General features: G+C 31.2%; 20 protein-coding genes and 1 other RNA gene. 14 read left to right on the top strand and 7 right to left on the bottom strand.

The features are described from left to right. Positions 1-16: 16 nt before the first annotated feature. From phoU to AB6T46_RS02090, 7 genes are all read right to left on the bottom strand, one after another. Positions 17-736 carry a phosphate signaling complex protein PhoU gene (phoU, locus tag AB6T46_RS02120; protein ID WP_370931773.1) on the bottom strand — a complete coding sequence of 240 codons (720 nt, stop codon included), beginning with the start codon at positions 734-736 and terminating at the stop codon, positions 17-19. Between the two features lie 29 nt (positions 737-765). Further along, on the bottom strand, positions 766-1548 hold the full coding sequence (gene pstB / locus AB6T46_RS02115; RefSeq protein ID WP_370931772.1) for a phosphate ABC transporter ATP-binding protein PstB: 783 nt from the start codon (positions 1546-1548) through the stop codon (positions 766-768). A 24-nt stretch (positions 1549-1572) separates the two neighbouring features. After that, the gene (pstA, locus tag AB6T46_RS02110; RefSeq protein WP_370931771.1) at positions 1573-2871 is read right to left on the bottom strand and encodes a phosphate ABC transporter permease PstA; all 1299 of its coding nucleotides are present in this window, start codon (positions 2869-2871) and stop codon (positions 1573-1575) included. Then, on the bottom strand, positions 2868-4334 hold the full coding sequence (gene pstC, locus AB6T46_RS02105) for a phosphate ABC transporter permease subunit PstC (protein ID WP_370931770.1): 1467 nt from the start codon (positions 4332-4334) through the stop codon (positions 2868-2870). Before pstC ends, pstA begins: the two co-directional genes overlap by 4 nt. A gap of 44 nt (positions 4335-4378) precedes the next feature. Next, on the bottom strand, positions 4379-5422 hold the full coding sequence (locus tag AB6T46_RS02100) for a substrate-binding domain-containing protein (protein WP_370932038.1): 1044 nt from the start codon (positions 5420-5422) through the stop codon (positions 4379-4381). A 119-nt stretch (positions 5423-5541) separates the two neighbouring features. After that, positions 5542-6489: a glutathione synthase gene (gshB, locus tag AB6T46_RS02095; RefSeq protein WP_370931768.1), complete on the bottom strand. Its 948-nt coding sequence runs from the start codon at positions 6487-6489 to the stop codon at positions 5542-5544. A 48-nt stretch (positions 6490-6537) separates the two neighbouring features. Beyond that, positions 6538-6957: a cytochrome c family protein gene (locus tag AB6T46_RS02090; protein WP_370931767.1), complete on the bottom strand. Its 420-nt coding sequence runs from the start codon at positions 6955-6957 to the stop codon at positions 6538-6540. A 152-nt stretch (positions 6958-7109) separates the two neighbouring features. On the opposite strand from AB6T46_RS02090, the gene ffs reads away from it, so the two are divergent. The 14 genes from ffs (at position 7110) to AB6T46_RS02020 (ending at position 19261) form a co-directional block, all read left to right on the top strand. Then, positions 7110-7206: signal recognition particle sRNA small type (gene ffs / locus AB6T46_RS02085), an RNA gene on the top strand. A gap of 29 nt (positions 7207-7235) precedes the next feature. Continuing rightward, positions 7236-8960 carry a DNA polymerase III subunit gamma/tau gene (locus AB6T46_RS02080; RefSeq protein WP_370931766.1) on the top strand — a complete coding sequence of 575 codons (1725 nt, stop codon included), beginning with the start codon at positions 7236-7238 and terminating at the stop codon, positions 8958-8960. A gap of 26 nt (positions 8961-8986) precedes the next feature. Further along, positions 8987-9301 carry a YbaB/EbfC family nucleoid-associated protein gene (locus AB6T46_RS02075; protein ID WP_370931765.1) on the top strand — a complete coding sequence of 105 codons (315 nt, stop codon included), beginning with the start codon at positions 8987-8989 and terminating at the stop codon, positions 9299-9301. Positions 9302-9442: 141 nt separating this feature from the next. Then, entirely contained in the window at positions 9443-10048 is a 606-nt protein-coding gene (recR, locus tag AB6T46_RS02070; protein ID WP_370931764.1) for a recombination mediator RecR, read from the top strand. A gap of 7 nt (positions 10049-10055) precedes the next feature. After that, positions 10056-10718, top strand: coding sequence for a tRNA (adenosine(37)-N6)-threonylcarbamoyltransferase complex dimerization subunit type 1 TsaB (gene tsaB, locus AB6T46_RS02065; RefSeq protein WP_370931763.1), 663 nt, complete (start codon positions 10056-10058; stop codon positions 10716-10718). Between the two features lie 22 nt (positions 10719-10740). Continuing rightward, positions 10741-11229, top strand: a complete 489-nt coding sequence (gene rimI, locus AB6T46_RS02060; RefSeq protein ID WP_370931762.1) for a ribosomal protein S18-alanine N-acetyltransferase — start codon at positions 10741-10743, stop codon at positions 11227-11229. Positions 11230-11236: 7 nt separating this feature from the next. Beyond that, complete coding sequence (gene miaB, locus AB6T46_RS02055) at positions 11237-12634, top strand: tRNA (N6-isopentenyl adenosine(37)-C2)-methylthiotransferase MiaB (RefSeq protein ID WP_370931761.1); 1398 nt, start codon at positions 11237-11239, stop codon at positions 12632-12634. Then, complete coding sequence (locus AB6T46_RS02050; RefSeq protein WP_370931760.1) at positions 12627-13643, top strand: PhoH family protein; 1017 nt, start codon at positions 12627-12629, stop codon at positions 13641-13643. Before miaB ends, AB6T46_RS02050 begins: the two co-directional genes overlap by 8 nt. Before the next feature lie 3 nt (positions 13644-13646). After that, positions 13647-14120: an rRNA maturation RNase YbeY gene (gene ybeY / locus AB6T46_RS02045; RefSeq protein WP_370931759.1), complete on the top strand. Its 474-nt coding sequence runs from the start codon at positions 13647-13649 to the stop codon at positions 14118-14120. Positions 14121-14155: 35 nt separating this feature from the next. Then, on the top strand, positions 14156-15109 hold the full coding sequence (locus AB6T46_RS02040) for a hemolysin family protein (RefSeq protein ID WP_370931758.1): 954 nt from the start codon (positions 14156-14158) through the stop codon (positions 15107-15109). A gap of 67 nt (positions 15110-15176) precedes the next feature. Further along, on the top strand, positions 15177-16727 hold the full coding sequence (lnt, locus tag AB6T46_RS02035; protein WP_370931757.1) for an apolipoprotein N-acyltransferase: 1551 nt from the start codon (positions 15177-15179) through the stop codon (positions 16725-16727). Between the two features lie 15 nt (positions 16728-16742). Further along, positions 16743-17174 (top strand): helix-turn-helix domain-containing protein, encoded by a 432-nt coding sequence (locus AB6T46_RS02030; RefSeq protein ID WP_370931756.1) that lies wholly within the window; start codon positions 16743-16745, stop codon positions 17172-17174. A 101-nt stretch (positions 17175-17275) separates the two neighbouring features. After that, a complete protein-coding gene (gene metK / locus AB6T46_RS02025; RefSeq protein WP_370931755.1) occupies positions 17276-18541 on the top strand; it encodes a methionine adenosyltransferase in 1266 nt (421 codons plus the stop codon). A 21-nt stretch (positions 18542-18562) separates the two neighbouring features. Further along, positions 18563-19261 carry a tRNA (guanosine(46)-N(7))-methyltransferase TrmB gene (locus AB6T46_RS02020; RefSeq protein WP_370931754.1) on the top strand — a complete coding sequence of 233 codons (699 nt, stop codon included), beginning with the start codon at positions 18563-18565 and terminating at the stop codon, positions 19259-19261. The last annotated feature ends 57 nt before the right edge of the window (positions 19262-19318 follow it).

Raw genomic sequence — 19318 nt, 5'->3', positions numbered from 1 at the left:
ATATTTAAAAATAATTTTATATATTGTTAGGTAAATTACCTACTCCATGTGATAAATCGTCTTTTGGTCTATCACTATCCATATAATCACCAGTTACTATAAAATATAATGCCTCTGCTATATTAGTCACATGATCACCAATACGCTCAATATTTTTAGCACAAAATAATAAATGTGTACAAAGAGTTATATTTTTTTGATCTTCAATCATATAAGTTAATAATTCTCTAAATAATGAAGTATACATACTATCTAATTGGTCATCTCTATCTCTAATTTCATCTAAACGAGATACATCTTGTGCCGTGTAACAATTAAAAATATCTTCTACTTGTTTTGAAGCCAAATTAGAAAAATTTTCTAGACTATGATTAATACCTGACAATTTTGGTAGAATAGACAAAATTTCCACTCTTTTAGCAATAGATTTTGCCATATCACCAATACGCTCAATATCAGAAGAGATACGTATCGCTCCAATAATTTCACGTAAATCTATTGCCATAGGTTGACGTTTTGCTATTAAAGATATAGCTTTTTCGTTTATTTCTCTTTCTAATTTATCTAATAATTTATCATCTTCTATAACTTTAATTGCCAAACTTTTATCATCGTCGATGATTGCTCTCGTAGATTCTTTTATCATATTTTGAGCATATTCACCCATAGAAATTATTTTTTTACTTAAAAATTTTAACTCTTTATCATATGATCTTACAATATGTTGCGCTGCCATAGATCCTCCTTTTTATATATTAAATATTATCAGCCAAAACGACCAGTAATATAGTCTTGTGTACGTTGTTCCTGCGGAGAAGTAAATAAAGAATCTGTTTTGGACATCTCTATAAGCTCACCTAAATGAAACATAGCTGTATATTGCGAAACACGAGCAGCTTGCTGCATAGAATGAGTAACTATAACTATAGTATAATTTTTCTTTAAGTCATCAATTAATTCTTCAATTTTAGCTGTCGCAATAGGATCTAAAGCTGAACAAGGTTCATCCATTAAAATAACTTCAGGGCTAACTGCTATAGCACGCGCAATACATAAACGTTGTTGTTGACCTCCAGATAATCCAGTACCAGAATCATATAATCTATCTTTCACTTCCTCAAATAAACCTGCCTTTATTAAACTTTCTTCTACGACGTCATTTAATTCTGATTTATTTTTTACTAAACCATGAATTCTAGGACCATAAGCAACATTTTCATATATAGATTTAGGAAATGGGTTAGGACGTTGGAAAACCATACCTACACGCGAACGTAACTCCACAACATCAATTGATGGATCATAAATATTCTCACCATCTAAAGTTATTTTACCTGTTAATCTACTACCTTCAATAATATCATTCATACGATTTAAAGCACGTAAAAAGGTAGATTTACCACTGCCAGAAGGCCCTATTAAAGCAGTAACTTTTTTTTCACATATCGATAAAGTTACATTAGAAATAACTTGTTTTTCACCATAATAAATAGATACATCATTACTTTGAAATTTTATTAACTTATTTTCTTGATTTTCTTGGTTCATCGTTACAAATACCTTTAATTTAACCTACCAACGACGTTCAAAACGACGTCTTAAAAAAATTGCTAAGAGATTCATTATAATCAATAAAAATAACAAAACCATTATAGCGGCTGAAGTACGTTCAATAAACGCACGTTCTGCATTACCAGCCCACATATATATCTGAACCGAGAGAGAAGTAGTAGGATCCATAGGACTCAAAGGATAGTCTTTTACAAAGGCTACCATACCTATCAATAGTAAAGGAGCCGTTTCACCAAGAGCTCTAGCTAAACCAATGATAGTACCAGTTAAAATACCGGGCAAAGCTAAAGGCAAAACATGGTGGAATACCATCTGATTTTTAGAAGCACCTATACCCAAAGCTGCAGATCTAATAGAATTAGGAACCATACGCAATGCGGATCTTGTAGCTATAATAATAGTTGGTAAAGTCATTAAACTTAACACCAATCCACCTACTAATGAAGAAGAACGCGGCAGACCAAAAAAATTAATAAATACAGCCAAACCTAATAAACCGAACACTATCGAAGGTACTGCAGATAAATTATTAATATTAACTTCTATTAAATCGATAAATTTATTTTTTCTAGCATATTCCTCTAAATAAATAGACGTAGCAACTCCAATAGGCAAAGAAATCAATAAAACTATCATTATCATATAAAATGAGCCCAATAAAGCTACCCCTAGTCCAGCTAATTCTGGACGACTAGACGCACCATTAATAAATAAATTAAAATTAAACCTTTTAAATATTATTTTTTTATCTGCTAACAAGTTAAGCCAGGCTAACTGACGATCTGTCACCACTCTGTTTTTCTCATCAATAGTAGTATCAATATGACCTTTGTAAGCAGCATCAATATTAGAGGAAGCCAAAAATTTAACATTTACCTGTTTACCAATAAGATCAGGATTATCCATTAACATCGATTGTAACTTGGATCTAGCATCAGTAGAAATCATACGACCAATTTCTAACATAGCACGACGATCTTTTAGATCAACATCAAGTTGCTTAGCTAAAGCTATTCTAGCCAATAAATTATAATCAGCTAATTGTAATACTTGCGGGTTATTAGCTAATTCATTTTTAGGATCAATAATATTTTTATCAAAATACACAGGTACATTGATTGTAGTTTGTGTGAATGCGCTATATCCTTTAGAAACTATAGAACATAGCAAAATAAATAAAAATAATATTCCAATAAAAATAGAAAAAAGACCATATAAACGAAAACGCCTTTCAGCAGCGTAGCGTTTTTTTAAGCCTATATCTCTTTTCACAGACACTTGTGTAGAAGATTGGTTCATTCATACTTTTCCTGATATCTACGACTTATATATAAAGCTATAATATTCATTATTAATGTTAAAATAAATAAAGTTAAACCCAAAGCAAAAGCAACCAAGGTTTGAGGAGACATAAATTCTGTATCACCAGTTAACTGACTAACAATTTTTATAGTAATAGTTGTCATAGCCTCAAAAGGATTCCAACTTAAGTTTGGCGCTACACCAGCGGCTAAAGTCACTATCATTGTTTCCCCTATTGCTCTAGAAGCCGTCAATAACAATGCACTTATTATTCCAGGAAGCGCAGCAGGAAATAACACTTTCCTGATGGTCTCCGACAATGTTGCACCTAACCCTAGCGACCCCTCCCTTAAAGAACGAGGAACGGCATTTAAGACATCATCAGATAAAGAAGAAACATAAGGTATAAGCATAATACCCATGACTAAACCTGCTGTTAGCACACTTTGAGCCATGATAAAACCTTGTCCACCAGCTAGAAAAATAGATATATCTCTTAAAAAAGGACCAACTATAGAAAGGGCAAAAAAACCATAAACAATAGTTGGAATACCTGCTAATATTTCTAACAGAGGCTTAATAACAGCTCTAACACGCTTTGGAGCATATTCCGCCATATAGATAGCTGCAAATAACCCCAAAGGAACAGCTATTAACATAGCAACCAAAGCTATATATAAAGTACCAGCTAACAACGGCAACAAACCAAATTGCCCTACTTCACCACTACCACTAGCAGCAAAACGAGGATCCCAAGTTGTACCAAATAGAAAATCTGAAATAGAAACAAATTTAAAAAAATTAATAGATTGAAATAACATTGATAAAATAATACCAATAGTTACTAAAACAGAGGTTAAAGATGCCAACATCAGCGATCTAACAACAATAGATTCTACTGCATTACGGCTTCTTTGCTGTGCTTTTAAAGTTAATATCCCCCAGGTAGACATAACCAGAGCAAAACAACAGCTTAAATAAAAACCTAATTTATATAAACTAACTTTTGTTAAAAAATTATCTTTCACAATTGAAAAGATAAGAGCAAACTCTGTATCAGTTAAATTTATAGCATGTTGCGCCATATAATTTACTAAATTACTAGAATTTTTTACTATTACATCAAGTTCCCCTGAAGGTATTTTAGTAAAAACTCTATTAAGATCATCTAAAAAATTTAATTCTTTTACTGATAAAGATCGATTAAGAACATTATGTAAATCTTCAATGTTTTTATGTGTAATAAAATAATTAACTACTCCATAATAAACAAACAAAAAGGCAAAACAAGATAAAATAACTAACAAAAATACCCAAACACCATAATAATGGGGTCTAGAGTGTAATTTTTCACCTTTAAGTTGTACTGCTGACATTTTATAGTAAGCTAGAAAAAAGCTTAAAATAGCAATTAATACAACCACTATAATAGAACCAAAAAAATAGGTTGAACTAGTCATAATAAAATAAATACTCTCTAGACTGAATTAAGTGATGTATGATTTTACTCTTTAATTCTAAAAAAACTATCAGAATTAAAATCTTTTCGTTGTTTTTCTCTTTCACTACGAGGAGCTGGAACTAGACCATAGTCCAATACAAGCGAACCTTCATCACCGATTGACTGGTCAAGTAAAAAAAGATTAACATACTCTTTTAATCCTACCACAGAATCTAAGTGATTAGCTTTAACATAAAAATATAATGGGCGAGAAACTGGATAAATTCCTTTAGCTATATTTTCAACTGTAGGAATTATACCATTCACAGATGCTACCCGCAAACGATCGGCATTATTTTCATAATAAAATAAACCAAATACACCAACCCCGTGTTTATTAGCATTCAAACGCGCTAAGGTCTCAGAATAATCACCATCAATATCTATAGATCTTCCATCTTTACGAACTGCTGTACAAGTAGATTTAATTAAGTTATCTTGTCTGTTTTTCTTTAAATATTCAGCGACACCTAATTCCTTACACCCAACCTCTAATAATTTCTGTTCAAACACTTCTCTAGTTCCGTGTTTTTCACCAGGAATATACACAGTTATTTGCCAATTAGGGAATTTTGGATTAACTTCATTCCATGTCTTATATGGATTCGCCACTAATTTACCATTTATCAAAACTTTTGCAGCTAATGCTTTATAGATATCACTAGGAGTAAAGTGCCAAGCTACATCTTTTCTATTGGTTGCAAGAACTATACCATCATAACCAAACATAACTTCTTTTATTTTTGTTACGCCATTTTTCTGACAATCTTTAAATTCTTTTTCTGTCATAGGTCGAGAAGCATTAACGACATCTAAAGTATTAGCCCCTTCAGCCTTACAAAATTCTTTCATACCTCCACCAGTACCAATAGATTCAATTATTGGTGTACGATAATTAGAATATATCTCACTAAAAAATTCAGCTATTACCTGACTATACGGAGCCACCGTAGATGATCCAGATATTCTAATAGGATCAGAAGCAAAACTATTAGAAGCAAAACCGCTAATGGTAAAAAAATTAACAACACAAGCTACAACTACCATATTAAACTTATATTTTTTTAACATGTGAAATCCTTATCTTTAAATGGCGATTCTATTAATACTTATAAGTTATTTTATTGATAAAAACAATTAATTCTATTTCAATCCGGCTACCTATTTTACATAACTATATTAGTTAATTTTTCTTCCAATTTATCCCAAAGTATTTTAGCGATATCTTGTCCTCCTAATGTTTTAAAACTTCTTATCCCGGTCGGGGATGTCACATTAATCTCTGTTATATATTTACCTATTACATCTATTCCCACAAAAAAGAATCCTTTTTCTTTTAAAAATGGCTTTATTCGCTCACAAATTTCTCTATCTCTTTCAGTTAATTGGTATGATAATGCTTTTCCTCCAACATGCAAATTAGATCTTACTTCCTCTTCAGAGGCCACTCTATTAATAGCCCCAACAACTTCTCCATCTACAAGCAAGATTCTCTTGTCACCTTCTATGACTTCAGGAATATATTTCTGCACTATCACTGGTTCATTATATAAAAGCGCAAAAATCTCTGTTAAAGACATTAAATTTTTATCATCTGCCTTTAAATAAAAGACCCCTGCTCCACCATTACCATATAAAGGCTTTAATATTATCTCACCATATTCATTTCTGAATTTCTTTATTTCTTCTATATCTTCAGAAATCAACGTTGGAGGTATTAAATCAGGAAATTCAGTTACAAATATTTTCTCAGGGCAATTACGCACCCAGAAAGGATTATTTATTACTAAAGTAGTTGCAGGTAGTTTTTCTAATAAATGAGTAGTAGTTATATAACGCATATTAAAAGGCGGATCTTGTCTAAGCAATATTACCTGCATATCACTTAATGGAACAATTTGTTTATCACCTAATTTATAATAGATTTTGCTATCATCATCTAACTCCAAAGATTGCACCCTGGCAAAAACTTGCGTATTTTTCATAAATAAATCAGCCGGAGTATAATGAAATAGATTATAACCCCTATTATACGCCTCCAAACCCAGCGCAAAAGTAGTATCAGTTGTTTTATCAATTGTGGAAATATGATCCATCTGTAAAGCAATTTTCATTATCATTCCTTAATACTAAATAAAATTAATCAATAACCACACAACTTACTAATTAAGACTTTTTAAATAAAATATTAAATTTGCAATATCTTGATCACTAGACATACCTCTATACGCCATACGCGTACCCGGCATAAACTTCCTTGGTGATTTAATAAATTCAAATAAATCTTGCTCTGTCCACAATCGCCCTGCTAAATTAGCTTTTTTCATAGCCTCAGAATATCGATAACTAGGATGAGCTCCTATAGGAGCATTAACTATCTGCCATAAAGTAGGACCTAGTCTATTAGCTCCGTTTTTGATTATAGAATGACAATTAGAACACTGTTGAAATAATTGGCGACCTCTATCGAAATTAGCCTTATCCATTAATTTTTGCAAATCATTATTAGCCATTACTGCTATAGGGAAATTTAAACAAACTATAGTAAAAACACAAGTCTTTAAAAAGGTTAATATAGACAAATGTGACACCCGAAAAATATTCTATATGTTCAGTTGAGAGTAACTTATTTTATCCTAACTTGCAACAATTTAATTTCCACATGAAAATAAATAAATGGTTATATTTAAAAGTTTTCCTTGCAATTTTTAATAAAATTTGACACTAATAAAGCGGGTGGTTAGTTTGGACGAATTATTCGCAAACTGGGTCAGGTTCGGAAGAAAGCAGCCCTAGCGTATCTAATACGGGTCAATATCTAACCACCTACAATCAATATATTAGTTTAAAGGCTTATTCATTGGATAACCAGCCCCTAGAAACTTTGAGACCCACCATTACTAAAAACTATCGTGTATTAGCGCGTAAGTATAGACCTCAAAAATTCAACGATCTTATTGGTCAAGAAGCTATGGTGCAAACTCTCAACAATTCTTTCAAAATTCAGAAGATTGCACAAGCATGGATGCTTACGGGGGTGCGTGGTGTTGGTAAAACAACCACAGCTCGTATTCTAGCCAGAGCTCTTAATTATCAGACAGAACATATTAACATAGCTACAATACATATGGATGAAGCTGGTTATCACTGTCAATCTATTATGGACGGCAATCATATTGATGTAATTGAGATGGATGCAGCCTCTCATACAGGCATTGATAGTATTAGAGAAATAATAGATCAAATTCGTTATAAACCAGTTAGTACTAGGTATAAAATTTATATAATAGACGAAATTCATATGCTATCTACACAAGCTTTTAATGGATTATTAAAGACATTAGAAGAGCCTCCTGATCATGTAAAATTTATTTTTGCCACAACAGAAATTCACAAAGTACCTGTTACTATCTTATCTCGCTGTCAAAGATTTGACCTTCGTCGAGTTGAACCTAATATATTAACCGCACACTTAGCTAAAATTTGTGAGTTAGAAAATGTTACCATAGATAAAAATTCATTAGCTATCATAGCCAAAGCTAGTGATGGATCTGTAAGAGATGCCTTATCTATTTTAGATCAAGCCATTTCATATAGTAACAATAATATTTCAGAAAATACTATTTATAAAATGCTAGGTTTAGCAGATCAATCTCAAATAATATGCTTATTTGAATATTTAATTAACGGTCAAATACCCCAATTATTAGACAAATTTAATGAATTTTATTGTCTCGGGGCAGACCCTTTTTCTATTATAAGCGATATGTCGATTTTTACGCACGAATTAACCAAGCTAAAATTCGTTCCTGACTCTCAATCTATGTTTCTGGATACTTCAGATATTTATAATCAAAAAGTTTCATTATCAAAAAAATTATCTATTCGCAGCTTATCTAGAATCTGGCAAATGCTACTAAAAGGTCTGGAGGAAGTAAAAAGCGCCCCTAAACCTCAACAGGCAGCTGAGATGCTTCTGATAAGGATTGCTCACGCAGCAGATTTACCGCATTTAGATCAAATTTTATCAAAATTACACGGTAATGAAACTATAATAAAGATTGAACCAAATATTGAAAATCAACAAAATTTAACTTACGTTCAACCTAATATAGATACCGTATCAGATAATATTGAAAATAAGACTACAACAATAAATAACGACATAAAATCATCTAACAATTCTATTGCTGCATCAACAGAAGAGCTAGAAACCAATAAAACGATAAAAATTGAAACTCTTACTGATATTATCCATTTATTAGAACAGGGTAATGAAAGAATATTATTAAGTGATGTAAAAGATAATTTAAAATTTATTGCTCTAAAAGAGAATAAATTAACTATCGCATTAAAAAATAATACTAATAAAGATTTTATAAAAAAATTAGAAAAACAATTAAAAGCATGGACTGGAAAGCACTGGTCTATTATAATAGCAAATGAAGATCCAACAGCTCAACCAACCTTAGATGACCAAGAAGCTGAAAACAAGAAACTACTAGAGAAGAATGTCCTAGAAGATAATGATGTAAATAAAATTTTTCAACTATTCCCAAATAGTAAAATTACATCAATCGCATAACTAACTAAATATACAAGGAATAACTTATGTTCGGCATATTAAAACAAGCTAAAGAAGTTCAAAAGAAACTAAAAATACTTCAGGAAGAACTGGAATCAATCGAAGCTACAGCTCAATCAGGTGGTGGTTTAGTAACTATTACCCTAATAGGTAAAGGCACATTAAAAGAAATTAATATAGATCCTTCCTTATTAAAAGAAAATGAAAAAGATGTACTAGAAGATCTAATTGTAGCCGCCCATACTGAAGCTAAGAAAAAACTAGAAGAAATTATAGCAGAAAAAAGTCAGTCTATTACTGAAGGATTGCCAATACCTCCTGGACTTGGATCTTTACTTTAATTAAACTATAATGAAACTTAATATTACCTGTAACTATATAGAACAGATAATAGAATATTTATCTAAATTTCCTTTATTAAGTTCAAGCTTAGCTATATTAATGACAGTTAATATATTAGGTCTTACTTTAATGGAGCTACAATGAAGCCTGATACTACTAATAACGACGTAGAGCAGCTAATAAAACATTTAGCTAAATTACCTGGCTTAGGTCCAAGATCAGCAAGAAGAGCAGCTTTATATTTACTTAAGCAGAAAGATCTTTTACTTTTTCCTTTATTAAAAACGTTAGAATTTACTTATAATAATGTTAAAGATTGCGAAAAATGTGGTAACATAGATACTAGTAATATCTGTAGTATCTGCCAAGACCCTAAAAGAAATAAAAAACTATTAATAGTAGTAGAAAATGTTGCAGATTTATGGGCAATAGAACGTAGTTCTAATATCTCTGCTTTATATCATGTCTTAGGAGGCGCCTTATCACCATTAGATGGAATAAGACCTCAGGATTTGCGTATTGAGCAACTTTTCACGCGTCTTGAACAAGAAAATATGGAAGAAGTAATATTAGCCCTTAATGCGACTATTGAAGGACAAACCACAATTCATTATTTAACAGAAAAATTAGAAAAACTTCCTGTCAAGCTTAGTAAATTAGCTCACGGCGTTCCCGTTGGTGGAGAACTAGATTATTTGGATTCAAATACATTAACTATGGCGCTACAAGCACGCACATTATTATAGGTTTTAAATGATAATATTATCTATTGATACTATCGATTCTCATTGTAAAGTATGCCTAAGTAAAAATAGTCATATTTTAAGCTACAAAATAATACCTTTAAACAAAGGTCACGCAGAATTCCTACTACCTTTAATTGAACAATTGATCAATGCTAGTAAAATCTCTTTAACAGATATTAATTTAATTTCTGTCAATATAGGCCCCGGCTCATTCACGGGTATCAGAGTGGGTGTCTCAGTTGCTAGAGCCTTAAGTTTAGGGTTAAAATGTTCAGTCATGGGTATTAGTTTATTTGACTTATTAGCTTATGATATGACCTTACAAGATGCTAGCGTAACAGATTTATTAGTGGTGTTACCCTCCAATAAAGCAGATTTTTATGTAGCTAATTATATTTTTGATCAAAAATATAAAATTTTACAATTAAAAAATAAACCTCTATTATTAGCAGATATAGAAGAAATTAAATTATTAATAACAAATTCTAATAATATAATGGTTCTTAATAAAGACGATAATATTTTTACTCAAATAAAAGCTAATTATTTTACTCCAACTACAAATAATTTTATTTTACATCAAGCAAATTTAGCATATATTACTCCTATTGAGTATAGGCAATCAGCCTTACCATTATATATGCGTGAACCTGATGCTAAATATAAATAATATTCTAACCTAGGATAAATTCGTGCGATTTTTACAAAAATTTTTCAAAAAAAGCCCTTTTATCATCTGCCACTCATCTGTACATGAAGCTAAGCAAATGTCACAGATACACACACAATTATTTCAAGAAGCTTGGGATGAGATAGCTTTTTCAAACTTTTTACAAAATCCTAATTTAATTGCTTTTTCATCTTATCATTTAACAGAACCTAGCAAAATAATAGGCTTTGTTTTAACACAATTTATTACCGATGAAGCAGAAATCCTCTCATTTGGTATAGACCATAACTACCACAAGCAAGGACTAGGATATAAATTATTACAACATAATATAGATTATTTAGGTAAAAAAAAATGTCGCAAAATCTTTTTAGAGGTTGATGTAAATAATACAGCTGCTATAAATCTATATACTAAATGTGGTTTTCTAGAAAAAGGATGCCGTAAAGATTATTATCAACATTCTAATAGTCGCAGTGATGCATTAATATTAGAATATCTATATAAGTGATAGAAATATGAATATAAAAAATCCATCAAGCAAAATGAATCAGAAAGTATTTATCAAAACTTATGGTTGCCAAATGAATGTTTACGACAGCCAAAGAATGGAAGATAGTCTGACTAGTGAAGGTTATAACCGTACAGAAGACATTAATGAAGCTGATTTAATCTTATTAAACACCTGTCATATACGGGAAAAAGCTGCAGAGAAATTATATTCTGATCTAGGTCGCTTAAAATTATTGAAAAAGAAACAACTAGCTACTGGTAAAAATATCACAATAGGTGTCACTGGTTGCGTTGCTCAAGCTGAGGGAAAAGAAATAAGAAGGCGTGCACCTATAGTTGACCTAGTATTAGGTCCACAGAGTTATCACCGCTTACCTGAATTTTTAACTGAAGTTAAAAATGGTAAAAATATAATTGATACTGAATTTGCAGTAGAAGATAAATTTGCTCAAGACATCAAAGTATCTAACACAACTATTAAAAAAAGAGGTGTCAGTGCCTTTGTTACTATCCAAGAAGGTTGTGATAAATTCTGTACTTTTTGTGTAGTACCTTATACCAGAGGTATGGAAGTATCGCGTCCAGTTCATCAAATTGTAACAGAAGTTAATAAATTACTCGATGCTGGTGTAAGAGAAATAACCTTGTTAGGTCAAAATGTTAATGCTTGGCAAGGTAAAGATGATAATGGAAATTTATGGAGCCTAGGTGATTTACTTTATCATCTAGCTGAATTCAAAGATCTTTATAGACTACGATATACAACCAGCCACCCCTTAGATATGGATCTAAAATTAATAGAAGCACATAGAGATATCCCTAAATTAATGCCCTATTTACATTTACCGATTCAATCAGGTTCAGATAAAATCTTAAAGGCCATGAATCGCCGTCACACTGCTGATCAATACCGCGAATTAATATATACTATTAGAGAATATTGTCCTGAAATAGCTTTATCAGGTGATTTTATTGTTGGTTTCCCTGGAGAAACTGATAAAGACTTTGAAGATACTCTAACCCTAGTAAAAGATATATTTTATGCTTCTTCCTATTCGTTTAAATATTCTCCTCGTACAGGTACAACGGGCGCTTTAATGGAACAACAGATAGAAGAATCTGTTAAAAATGAAAGGCTACAAATTTTACAAAATTTATTATTAGAGCAGCAACATAGTTTTCAAAAATCAAAGATTAATATGAAAACACAGATTTTAATAGAAAAATTAGGAAAACACCCAGAACAAATGGTAGGTAGATCTCCTTGGTTATTACCAATGGTCATAGAAGGTAATTATGAAATAGGTTCCTTAATAGATGTTCATGTTGATGAAATACGCTCTAACAGTTTATTAGTATCAGCTCTTTCAAACATAAATAAGGAAAATTTAATTTATGGATAATGAAATAAGTTGCTATAATTCTACAGATTTTTTAGTTAACATCATTAATTCTAACAAACTAATGATAACTATTGCTAGCAATAATTATGCTCAATTAATGATAGGTCAATATAGTGAAAATTTTAAATATTTAGAAGAAACATTTAATATAGAAATAGAACATACCGGAAACCATATTTATATTTTCGGTGATACAAAAAATATTTATAAAGCGCTATCAGTTTTAAAACAGCTTTATTTTTTAATTAGTAGCGGTTCATTACCATCTTTAAATGATATAAAAGGCTTAATCGCTGTGGAAAACACCCAAATTAAAAAAAATAAATCTAATTTAAATTTATCAATAATTGAAACACAAAAAAAACGTTTAATTGCACGTAGTGAAAGACAGTCACAATATATAAACGCCTTAAAAAATCATGATCTAGTATTCGGTGTAGGACCCGCTGGTACGGGTAAAACTTACTTAGCCGTTGCTCATGCCGCTATGTTATTAGAACAAGGTAAAATAGAAAGAATTATCTTATCCCGTCCAGCTGTAGAAGCAGGTGAAAAACTAGGTTTTTTACCTGGAGATATGAAAGAAAAGATAGACCCCTATTTACGTCCTTTGTATGATTCCTTATATGATATGCTTCCACATGAAAAAATAGAAAAATATTTAGAAGCAGGCATCATAGAAATAGCTCCTTTAGCCTTTATGCGAGGACGCACTTTGCGTCATGCTGCTATTATATTAGATGAAGCTCAAAATACCTCCTCCACTCAAATGAAAATGTTTTTAACCCGCTTAGGTGAAGGGTCTAGGATGATAGTTACCGGTGATCCGAGCCAAATTGATTTACCTAACACATTACAATCAGGTCTATTAGAAGCATTAAAAGTATTAGATAAAATTTCTAATATTAAGATAATCCATTTTACCGACGAAGATGTTATAAGACATTCTCTAGTTGGGCAAATAATCAAAGCTTACAATAATTTTTTTACAAATAATAACAAAGATTGATAAATGATATATGTTGAAATTAGTCGTATTGATAACAACTGGCAAAGCGAAGAAGATCTAAAATCTCAATGTGAGATAATAATAAATACTGCAGTGGAATATCTGCAATTATCTACTCAAAACAGTGAAATAAGCCTAGTTTTTAGTAATGAGGAGGAAATAAAAAAACTCAATAAAAAATGGCGCAATAAAGATAGTGCTACCAATGTATTATCTTTTCCAACAGTTATACTAACCCCAGATGATAACTTACCAGCTTTATTAGGTGATATTATTTTATCATATGAAACTATTGCAGCTCAAGCAAAAGACTTTAATAAGGATTTTTGGCATCATGCTAGTTATTTAATAATTCATGGATTACTACATCTATTAGGATACGACCATGATAATCCTAAAAATGCCCAAAACATGGAAAATCTAGAAATAAATATATTAAAAAGACTTGAAATTACTAACCCATATGAGATATGCTAAGCTTAGATCAACTTTTATTATTAATTGCAAGATAAATGAATCAAGAAAACCCTGGTCAGTCGACACCTGAAAAAAACAACTTAGAAACCGAAGCAGAAGAACGAAGTTCGTTTTTTTCCAGAATATTCTCAAAAAAATTACGCGATAATAAAATTTCTATTAGAGAAAATCTGCGGGAATCCCTTGCTAATGGATTTATAGATGATTCTGTTTTTTCTACGCAAGAACGCAACATATTAACTAATATTTTATCTCTTCGTGATCAACGTATTGATGATATTATGATACCGCGAGCTGATATAAAAGCTTTTGATATTCAAGAAAAATTAGGTGATATATTAGTTATATTTAGTAATTCTAGTCATTCTCGTATGCCCGTTTACGATGAAACTCTTGATGACCCTAAAGGTATGGTTCATATAAAAGATGTATTAAATTATATAACTAATAATAGTAAATCTAAAAATGAAAATTGCTTAAATTTATCTAACATAGATCTAAACAAACCTTTAAGTGAACTTGACCTTATTCGCCCAGTCTTATTTGTTCCAAACTCTATGCCCGCCGCCCAATTAATGAATCGCATGCAAACTGCCCGTATCCAAATGGCGCTAGTGATCGATGAACATGGTGGTACAGATGGTTTAGTATCGCTAGAGGATGTAGTAGAATTAATTGTTGGTGATATAGAAGATGAACATGATAATATAGAAAAATTAATTACACAAGAAACTAATAATTCTTGGATATCTGATGCGCGCATTGAATTAGCTGATCTCAAACTAGCTCTAGGTGATGACTTCATAGTAGATCCAGAATCAGCAGAAGAAGTCGATACTCTCGGCGGTCTGATTGTGTCTCTTATTGACCGTATTCCTACTACAGGAGAAACTATAGATTTTTCTCCACACTTTAAATTTCAAATTATAAAAGCAGATTCTAGAAGAATAATTCGTGTAAGAGTACGTAAAATTAATTCCCATGAATAACATTAACTTAATAATTCGACTAATAACACATTTACCGTCGAAAAAGTTATATTTACTATCTGTTATATTGGGAATTTTAGCTAATCTTGCTTTACCTCCTTATAAAATATTTTTTCTTCCTTTTTTTATATTTCCAATATTATTATATTTAATAATATCTACTACAGATGCTAGTATAGATAATAAAACAAAGATCAGAAAAAAATTTTTTTTAGGATATTTTTTTGGCTGTGGATATTTTTTTTCCAGCCTTTTTTGGTTAGGCTCCACCATAATTAACGAAGCGCAGATTCCCTTATTATTTTTCCCCCTCTGCTATTTAATTTTACCTAGCATCTTAAGTATTTATTATGGCTTAGCTTTTGCTTTAACGGCCGTTATGGGTAAAAGTAAATTTAGTTTTTTAATAGCCTTTGTAATTAATATAAGTTTTTTTGAATGGTTACGTAGTGTCTTATTTACTGGTTTTCCCTGGAATCTTATAGCATATATGGCTGCACCTTTCCCTGTTACTATGCAACTAATATCTTTAATAGGTATATCCGGCTTAATGTTTTTTAGTATCTTAATATTTAGCTTACCGTTATTATTTTTTTATAAAAAAACAAGAACCACATCTATATTATTCTTTATATTCTTATTACTTATATGGTTTGGATGGGGTGTCTATAGATTATCTAATGCTCCTAACATAGCGGATCAACCTAGCAATGTTACTATACGTATTGTACAGCCTTCTATTACAGCCTCATTGCGGTGGCAAGCCAACTACAGCGAATATATTTTAGATAAATTAATTAATTTATCCTTACAAAAAAGTAAATTATCCCCTAATAAAGCTCCTGATATTATTTTATGGTCAGAAACAGCTATTCCCTACATAGTTAAAAAAAATGATTTAATTATAAAACGTCTAGCTAAAATATTATTACCAGAGCAAATACTAATTAGCGGAGCCTTAAGAGGCGAAAAAGATAAAATATTTAATTCAATAATAGCAATTAATAACCAAGCTAATATAATTGCTTATAAAGATAAAAGTCATCTTGTTCCTTTTGGTGAATATATACCTTTTTCTAATTATTTAAAAAAATTACCAATTAGAGAATTTACTACTATTCCTGCTGGTTTTACCGCTGGAGAGAAAAATACTAACTTTACAATAAATTCTAAATTATCTTTTTTAGCTTTAATATGTTACGAAGTTATTTTTAGTCCTACTATTTCATTGATTGATCCCCCATTACAAGCTATATTAAACGTTAGTAATGACGGCTGGTATGGAAATACGGCAGGTCCACATCAACATTTCCATCAAGCTCAATTACGCGCTGTTTCTTTAGGTATACCTTTAATACGAGCAGCTAATAACGGGATATCAGCGGTAGTTGATAGCTATGGTCGGGTCATATCTTCGTTAGGATACAATGAAATAGGAGTAATAGATTCATATATTCCAGCAACTGCAGATTCGATAATTAAAAAATTTGATGATGAAAAACTATTCTTTTTTTGGTTGTTGTTGTACATAACAAGCTATTTGTTTACTATATACAGATTCAATCATATAATATTAAATAATTTTATGGATAAAATACATCATAAACGAAATAATTAGCATTTCTGAGGAATTATGAAATTTTTACAAAAAAAGAATAAGAAATATAATCATATTGATATCCAAGTTGGCAATCGTATTAATAAACAAAGACGCGCCTTAGGAATAACCCAAAAACAATTAGGGAAATTGCTGGGCGTTACTTTCCAACAAATACAAAAATATGAAAAAGGTATTAATAGAATTAGTGCTAGTAGCTTACTAGAAATTGCACGTTTACTAGAAGTTCCGCTTAGTTTTTTTTTTCAAAAAGAGGGTGAACAGGATAAAGCTGAATTTCCAGTAAAAGAAGCGCAAAAATTTATTTTAAGAGAATCAGAAGACGCGGATGCACGAAAAATGAAAGATACAATAAAATTAATAAAATTATTTGAAAAAATTGAATCAGAAAAATTTAGAAAAGAAATTATACGATTAACGGAAACATTATTAAAATCTGAAAAATAACTTTATTTTATTGAAAAAATCTTTATAATCAGCCAACTATGAAGAATTTTAAATAAACTATCTTTAACTTACCTTGTTGATAGTATATATGTGAGACCCTTATGTTATCTAATAGTTATTATTTTACCAGTGAATCAGTCTCTGAAGGACATCCTGATAAAATCTGTGATCGCATATCTGACGAAATAGTAGATATGATTTATAAAGAAGCAATAAAGACAGGTATGGATCCCTGGTGTGTAAGAGTAGCCGCTGAGACTTTAGCTACCACAAATAAACTAATAATTGCTGGCGAGGTAAGAGTTCCTGAAACTTTATTAAAAAAAGATTCATCAGGTCATTTAATGAAAGATTCTTACGGTAATCCTATTATTGATCCTCTCCCTTTCCAAACATTAGCACGGGAAATTATTCGTTCTATTGGTTATGAGCAGCCTGGTTTTCACTGGGAAAAAGTACAAATAGATGTATTACTACATAGCCAATCAATTGATATCGCGCGCGGAGTTGATCATGTCAATTCTTCTCATACTAATGAAGGTGCTGGCGATCAAGGGATTATGTTTGGTTATGCTTGCCGCGAAACGCCTGCGCTAATGCCCGCCCCTATTTATTATTCTCATCGTATTTTAGAACTACTTTCTAAAGCTCGTAGAAATAAAGAAGGAGAAGCTGCATTTTTAGGTCCTGATTCTAAAAGTCAAATTACTATTAAATATGAGAATGGTAAACCAAAATTAGTGACACAAATTGTGCTTTCGACACAACATTTAATAGAAGATTGGGACTCGAACAAAGTTAGATCTGTTGTAGAGCCTTATATAAGATTAGCTCTTGCTGACATAAAGATAGCAGAAGATTGTTGCTGGTATATTAATCCTACCGGTAAATTTGTTATTGGAGGTCCAGATGGAGACGCTGGTTTAACTGGTAGAAAAATTGTTGTTGATACTTATGGTGGAGCTGCTCCTCATGGTGGCGGCGCTTTTTCTGGTAAAGATACAACTAAAGTAGATCGTTCAGCAGCTTATGCAGCACGTTATTTAGCTAAAAATATTGTGGCGGCTAACTTAGCAGAACGTTGCACTATTCAATTAGCTTATGCAATTGGTGTGTCGCATCCTTTGTCTATTTATGTAAATTTTCATAATACGAGCTCTATAGATGAAAGAGATATGGCTAATGCTTTACGAGACTTAGTAGATTTATCACCTTCTGGCATAAGAAAACATTTATGTTTAAATCGCCCTATTTATGCTGTTACCTCAACTTATGGTCATTTTGGTAGGGATGCTGGAGAAGATGGTAGTTTTTCTTGGGAAAAATTAGATCTTATCGATAAATTACAAGCAAGATTCCCTTTATAATTTCAGTGGATTTAGAATATAATGACTGATGATAATCTTCTAACTCGTGGTTTTTTTGGACGCAGAAAAGGTCGACCTTTAGGTTTATCTCAAAAGAATTTATCTGAGTCATTATTACCTGATCTTTTAATTTCTATAAATGAAGATAAAATCAGTAATTTACAAGAATTATTTCCAATAACTTTAACGAATTTTCAATTAGAGATTGGCTTCGGTGGCGGTGAACATTTACTACATAGAATGCAACAAAATCCTACCACTGGCTTCATTGGCGTTGAACCTTTTATAAATGGTATAGGTAAATTATTATCTAAATTAGAATTAGACCCTAATTTATGTAAAAGATTACGGTTGTATAATGATGATGCTGTCAATTTGTTAAATTATTTACCTTCAGAACAATTATCAGTAATTGATTTACTTTATCCGGATCCTTGGCCTAAAAAAAGACATTGGAAAAGACGTTTTCTTAATAAAAGTAACCTAGATCATTTTGCAAGATTACTAAAAAAAGATGGTATTTTTAGATTCGCTAGCGATATTGAAAGCTATGTAACTTGGACATTAGCGCATATCAATCAGAATAAATTTCTTCATTGGCAACTGGAACATCCACTAGATTACTATACAGCTTACCCCGGGTGGATCAGTACAAGATACGAACAAAAAGCCTTACGAGAAGGTAGAACACCACATTACTTAACTTTTAGAAAAAGTTAAGGTTAAATCCTTGAAAATAAATAAATAAACTGTTATACTATAGTAAATCTTGTTTGC

The sequence above is a fragment of the Bartonella sp. DGB1 genome, from assembly GCF_041345015.1.
Classification (GTDB): domain Bacteria; phylum Pseudomonadota; class Alphaproteobacteria; order Rhizobiales; family Rhizobiaceae; genus DGB1.
Note: the sequence above shows the minus strand (reverse complement) of the source record. Positions and strands in the feature narration are given on the sequence as shown.